Source organism: Synechococcus sp. MU1651, assembly GCF_023630635.1.
Taxonomy (GTDB): domain Bacteria; phylum Cyanobacteriota; class Cyanobacteriia; order PCC-6307; family Cyanobiaceae; genus Parasynechococcus.
The window spans coordinates 1-4,673 of the sequence record NZ_JAKUHJ010000022.1 but is presented as its reverse complement, the minus strand read 5'-3'; the positions used below and the strand labels follow the sequence as shown (position 1 = coordinate 4,673).

The 4,673-nt window shown below is 61.6% G+C and carries 4 protein-coding genes; all 4 read right to left on the bottom strand.

Translation table 11 applies throughout. The features are described 5' to 3' along the window. Window positions 1-404 (bottom strand): RNA recognition motif domain-containing protein (locus NCN05_RS11325; protein WP_250398158.1); only part of this gene is annotated, 404 nt, incomplete at its 3' end. 126 nt (window positions 405-530) lie between these two features. Continuing rightward, the gene (gene argH, locus NCN05_RS11320) at window positions 531-1,949 is read right to left on the bottom strand and encodes an argininosuccinate lyase (RefSeq protein WP_250398157.1); all 1,419 of its coding nucleotides are present in this window, start codon (window positions 1,947-1,949) and stop codon (window positions 531-533) included. A gap of 28 nt (window positions 1,950-1,977) precedes the next feature. Continuing rightward, window positions 1,978-3,390, bottom strand: a complete 1,413-nt coding sequence (locus NCN05_RS11315; RefSeq protein ID WP_250398156.1) for a PP2C family protein-serine/threonine phosphatase — start codon at window positions 3,388-3,390, stop codon at window positions 1,978-1,980. A 35-nt stretch (window positions 3,391-3,425) separates the two neighbouring features. Next, window positions 3,426-4,673: signal recognition particle-docking protein FtsY (gene ftsY / locus NCN05_RS11310; RefSeq protein WP_250398155.1), on the bottom strand; the 1,248-nt coding region annotated here is incomplete at its 5' end.

The window sequence follows — 4,673 nt, the reverse complement described above, 5'->3', positions numbered from 1 at the left end:
TCCCAGCCCCGTGCACCGGAGGGACGATCACCACCACCGCCGCCACCGCCATAACCACCGCCGTAGCCGCCGCCGCCACCGCCATAACCACCGCCACCACCGCGATAGCCACCACCGCCACCGCCGTAGCCACCACCGCCACCACCACGACGGGGGGCGCTGCCGCGGGGCTCCGCTTTGTTGATCCGCAGAGGACGACCCATCAGTTCTGCACCCTGCAGCCCCTCAATCGCTGCCTCTTCGGTGGACTCATCGGCCATCTCAATGAAGGCAAAACCACGCTTGCGGCCTGTATCCCGCTCGAGGGGCAGGGCGCAGTTGGTCACTTCACCGAACTGGGCAAACAGTTCGATCACATCTTCCTGCTCAGCGCGGAAGGGAAGGTTGCCGACAAAAATGCTCACGTTTTGCGTGGACCGGGTACGAAACAGTGGACCGATGAGGCCTTCAACATTGCCATCGGGCCATGACTCCGGAACGAAGTGACATACCTTTGGCTGATTAAGCGTAGACCCGGTTATGGGTGAGAGTCATCCCACCGGCTGAGTTCCGTTGAAACGCTGTAACCAGCGCTGAAGCTGTTCATCAACACGCTCAAATCCTGTCCCCCCTTCACTGCGACGGGCGGCCACAACAGCACGGGGAGCCAAGGCATCGTGCAGATCCGCCTCAAAGGCCGGGTGGAGTTCCTTCCAGGCACTCAGATCAAGGTCCCGCAACAGACATCCCTGCTCGAGACAGCGCCGGACGACAGCACCGACCAATTGATACGCCTCGCGAAATGGAACACCGCGAGACACCAGATAGTCGGCAACATCCGTTGCGTTGGAGAAATCCTGCTCCACCGCTTCATTGAGGCGCTCGACCCTGAAATCAAGGCCTTCCTCAAACAAAATCGCCATCGCCTCAACACAATCACGGGTTGTGCGGAAGGCATCAAACAACGCCTCCTTGTCTTCCTGAAAATCCTTGTTGTAAGCCAGAGGAAGACCCTTGATCATGGTCAGCAATCCCTGGAGATGGCCGAAGACCCGTCCGGTCTTTCCCCGAACCAACTCAGGCACATCGGGATTCTTCTTCTGGGGCATCAGGCTGCTGCCCGTGGCACAGCGGTCGCTGAGCCGCACGAAGCCGAATTCCTCGGACGCCCAGGCGATCACCTCTTCCGCCAGACGGCTGAGGTGCACCATCACCAAGGAGGCGGCAGCGGAGAACTCAACGCAGAAATCGCGGTCACTGACCGCATCGAGACTGTTGGCATAAACCGCTGAAAAACCGAGCTCCTTCGCGGTGCGCTGGCGATCAATCGGGACCGGCGTGCCCGCCAGGGCAGCAGCGCCAAGCGGGCAGATGTTCACGCGTTTCCGCACATCCTGAAGTCGCTCACGGTCGCGCTCCAGCATCTCGACATAGGCGAGCAGGTGATGGGCGAGACAGAGCGGCTGGGCCCGCTGGAGGTGGGTGTACCCGGGAATCATGGTGCGGCGATGGCGATCCGCCTGGGTCAGCAGCGCCCCCTGCAACCGCTGCAGATCCTGATCCAGGCCATCCAGCCGTCGCCGCAGCCAGAGGCGTAGGTCAGTCCCAACCTGATCGTTGCGGCTGCGTCCGGTGTGCAACTTCTTGCCCACGGGACCGAGCAAGGCAATCAGCCGACGTTCCACAGCGAAATGAACGTCCTCATCAGCCAAGCCGGGCTGGAAACTGCCGGATGCCGCCTCAGCACGAACGGTCTCCAGGCCCTCCACCAGCTGCTCAGCCTCCCCTTCCGTGATCACTCCGACGCTGGCGAGCATCCGGGCATGGGCGATCGATCCATCGAGATCCTCCTGAAGAAGGGTCAGGTCAAAACCGATGGAGGCGTTGAACGCCTCGATGAAGGGATGCAGACCCTGCTCAAAACGATCGCTCCAGGTGCCTGCTGCACCACCGGTCACCCCACCAGCCATCAATTCATCCGTCGATTTCCTCAGCTTGTCAGGCGATTGACCGTCCCTGCACACTCGGCAACGTGACCGCCTCCGGAACTTTCAGCACCACAAGCGACGCGTCGTCCTCCAGCTGACGATCCGGACCAACAAAACGGTCCAAGCGTTCAAACAGGCTTTCAAGTATTCCCTGCGCCCCCTGACCACTGCGGCAGGCCGTTTCAAGGGCACGAATCAGCCGCGCTTCGTCGAAACGATCGCCCGTAATCCCCGGTGCTTCAGTGACACCGTCTGTGTAATAGAGCAACACGTCTCCCGGTTCAAGGCGAATCTCGCCAAGGGCGAACTCAGCTTCGGGTTGGAGACCGATCAGCAGCCCAGCCGCATCGAGCCGCATGATCACCCGTCGCTCGGCACGCCAAAGCAGGGGCGGGTTGTGGGCCGCATTGGCATAACGCAGCCGCAGCGTGCGCGGATCCAGGTCGGAATAAAACAGCGTCACGAACCGGTGCGACTGCGCCAGGTCTTCCTGCGCCAGCTGGTTGAGGTCGTGGAGAATCCGATCCGGTGGCAGACCGCTGAGAACCTCAGCGCGCAGCATGCCGCGCAGCATCGTCATCAGCAGACCAGCGGGCACGCCCTTGCCCATGACATCACCCATCACCAGCGCCCAGCGACCCCGCTCACGGCGTCGACCGATGAGTTCCGGTCGGGTGGGAATGAAGTCGTAGTAGTCACCCCCCACCTGATACGCAGGCCGACAGCGTGCGGCCAAATCGACCCCTTCAATCACAGGGCAGCGATCCGGCAACAACTGAGCCTGAATCTCTGCGCCGATACTGAGTTGTCGATCCACCCGCTCATGCCGGCGGGCGTCCTGCAGCATCTGATCGTTTTCGATCGCTACACCAGCAAGATCCGCCACCAACTGGACGTGCCGACGGTGCACCTCGGTCCAAACCAAGGAAGCGTTGCGCACATAGACGTAAAGACGCCCCCTCGAGCGACCACGGGCCGTCATCGACGTGGCAAACAGAGCTGCTTTGGGAAGACAGCGTTGGACCAGACGATCGAGCGCCAGCAGTTGCTGATCGTCGCTACCAAAACCCACCGCAGAGCCGGGTTCAAAGGCTGCCAAACGCCGCAACAGATCCTGGGACGGCTCAGCTGGACTCCCCTGCAGCTGATCACGCCAGAGGCGACCATCCGACTGAAACGGAACAACCAAGGCCCCCTCAACCCCCACCAGACGCGAGGCCACCACAGGCACAAGCTCAAGAAAGCGTTGGAGGTTGGTAAAGCTGCGAAGGGCAAACCCCAGGGAGACCAACAGGTCCTGGTTGCGACGCTGTTCACTGCTGAGGCTGTCAAACAGCTGACGCAACGAGGCCATCGCCTCTGGCGATGGAGTCCCGGTCCGCTGCGCAGAACTGGGATGACGTCCGGGCGGCTTGCTGCTCAACCTCGCACCCCCAGGATACGCAAGGTAGCAACGCTTCAGCGTCCAGCCAGCAGAGCCTCAACGAATTCAAAACTGTTGAAGGGGCGCAGATCGCGGATTCCTTCACCAGCGCCAATGAAACGGATCGGCAATCCGGCCTCAGAGGAGACCGCCAAAGCGACACCGCCACGGGCCGTGCCATCGAGTTTGGTGATCACAACGCCGGTGAGGCCGGCCGCCTGGGCAAAGGCCATGGCCTGGCGAAGCCCGTTCTGACCCTGACTGGCATCAAGAACCAGCAGGGATTCAACCTTCGCCTCCGGCGCCAAACGGTCGATGATCTTTCTGACTTTTTGAAGTTCCTCCATCAGGTTGTGCTTGGTCTGCAAGCGCCCGGCGGTGTCCACCAACAGCAGATCAGACTTGCGCGAGCGAGCGGCACCAATCGCGTCGAAGACAACGGCAGCGGGGTCGGCATTACTGCTGGGGTTGGACACCACCGGAACATCACTGCGCTCTCCCCAGACCTCAACCTGCTGGACAGCTGCAGCCCGGAAGGTGTCGGCGGCCGCGATCAGAGCTGAATAGCCGCTGCGAACAGCAAGATTGGCAAGTTTTCCAAGGGTGGTGGTCTTACCAACCCCATTCACCCCCACCATCAACCAGATGTTGAGGCGATCCCGTTCGGGCGCCAGAAGAGGAACACCACTGGCCTGGATCGGGGCATCCAACAGGCCACGCAGCTGTTCCTTGAGGAAGCGAATCCCCTCCGCAGGATCGACCACCTCCTCATTCATCCGCTGTCGCAAGGCATCCAGAACCTGATCGGTGGCCTGGACGCCAGCGTCCGCCCTCAGCAGGAGGGTTTCGAGATCGTCGAGAACCTCCGGCGTCAGCGGATCGTCACCGAGATTCTCCAGAAGGCTGGTGACAAAGCCCTGACGGGTCTTTTCAAGACCGCGACGAAGCCGACCCAACCAATCGATTTCCTCGAGGGAAACCTGATCGACGCGGCGGCCCTGGGCTGCAAGCACCTCGGCAGACCAGGTGAAATCCTGATCAAAGTCACCCAGCTGCGGCTCTTCTGAGTCGACAGCTGGCGCAGGGGTGGGAGCCGGCGTGGGTGCAGGGGGAGCCTCGAGAGCCCGTTCATCCAGATCCTGCTGACGCTGCTGGCGTTGAGCCGCGGCCTGCTCCAGAAGCGACAGTCCAGGGGTTGGTGCTGGAGACGGCGTCGGTAGAGGTGATGGAGACGGCGTTGGTAACGGTGCCGGTCCTGGAGTTGGGGTTGGTGAAGGTGTAGG

What these genes read in the sequence shown, in the direction of transcription:
- argH (WP_250398157.1), bottom strand. Translation starts at nt 1,949, where the DNA reads ATGGCTGGTGGGGTGACCGGTGGTGCAGCAGGCACCTGGAGCGATCGT.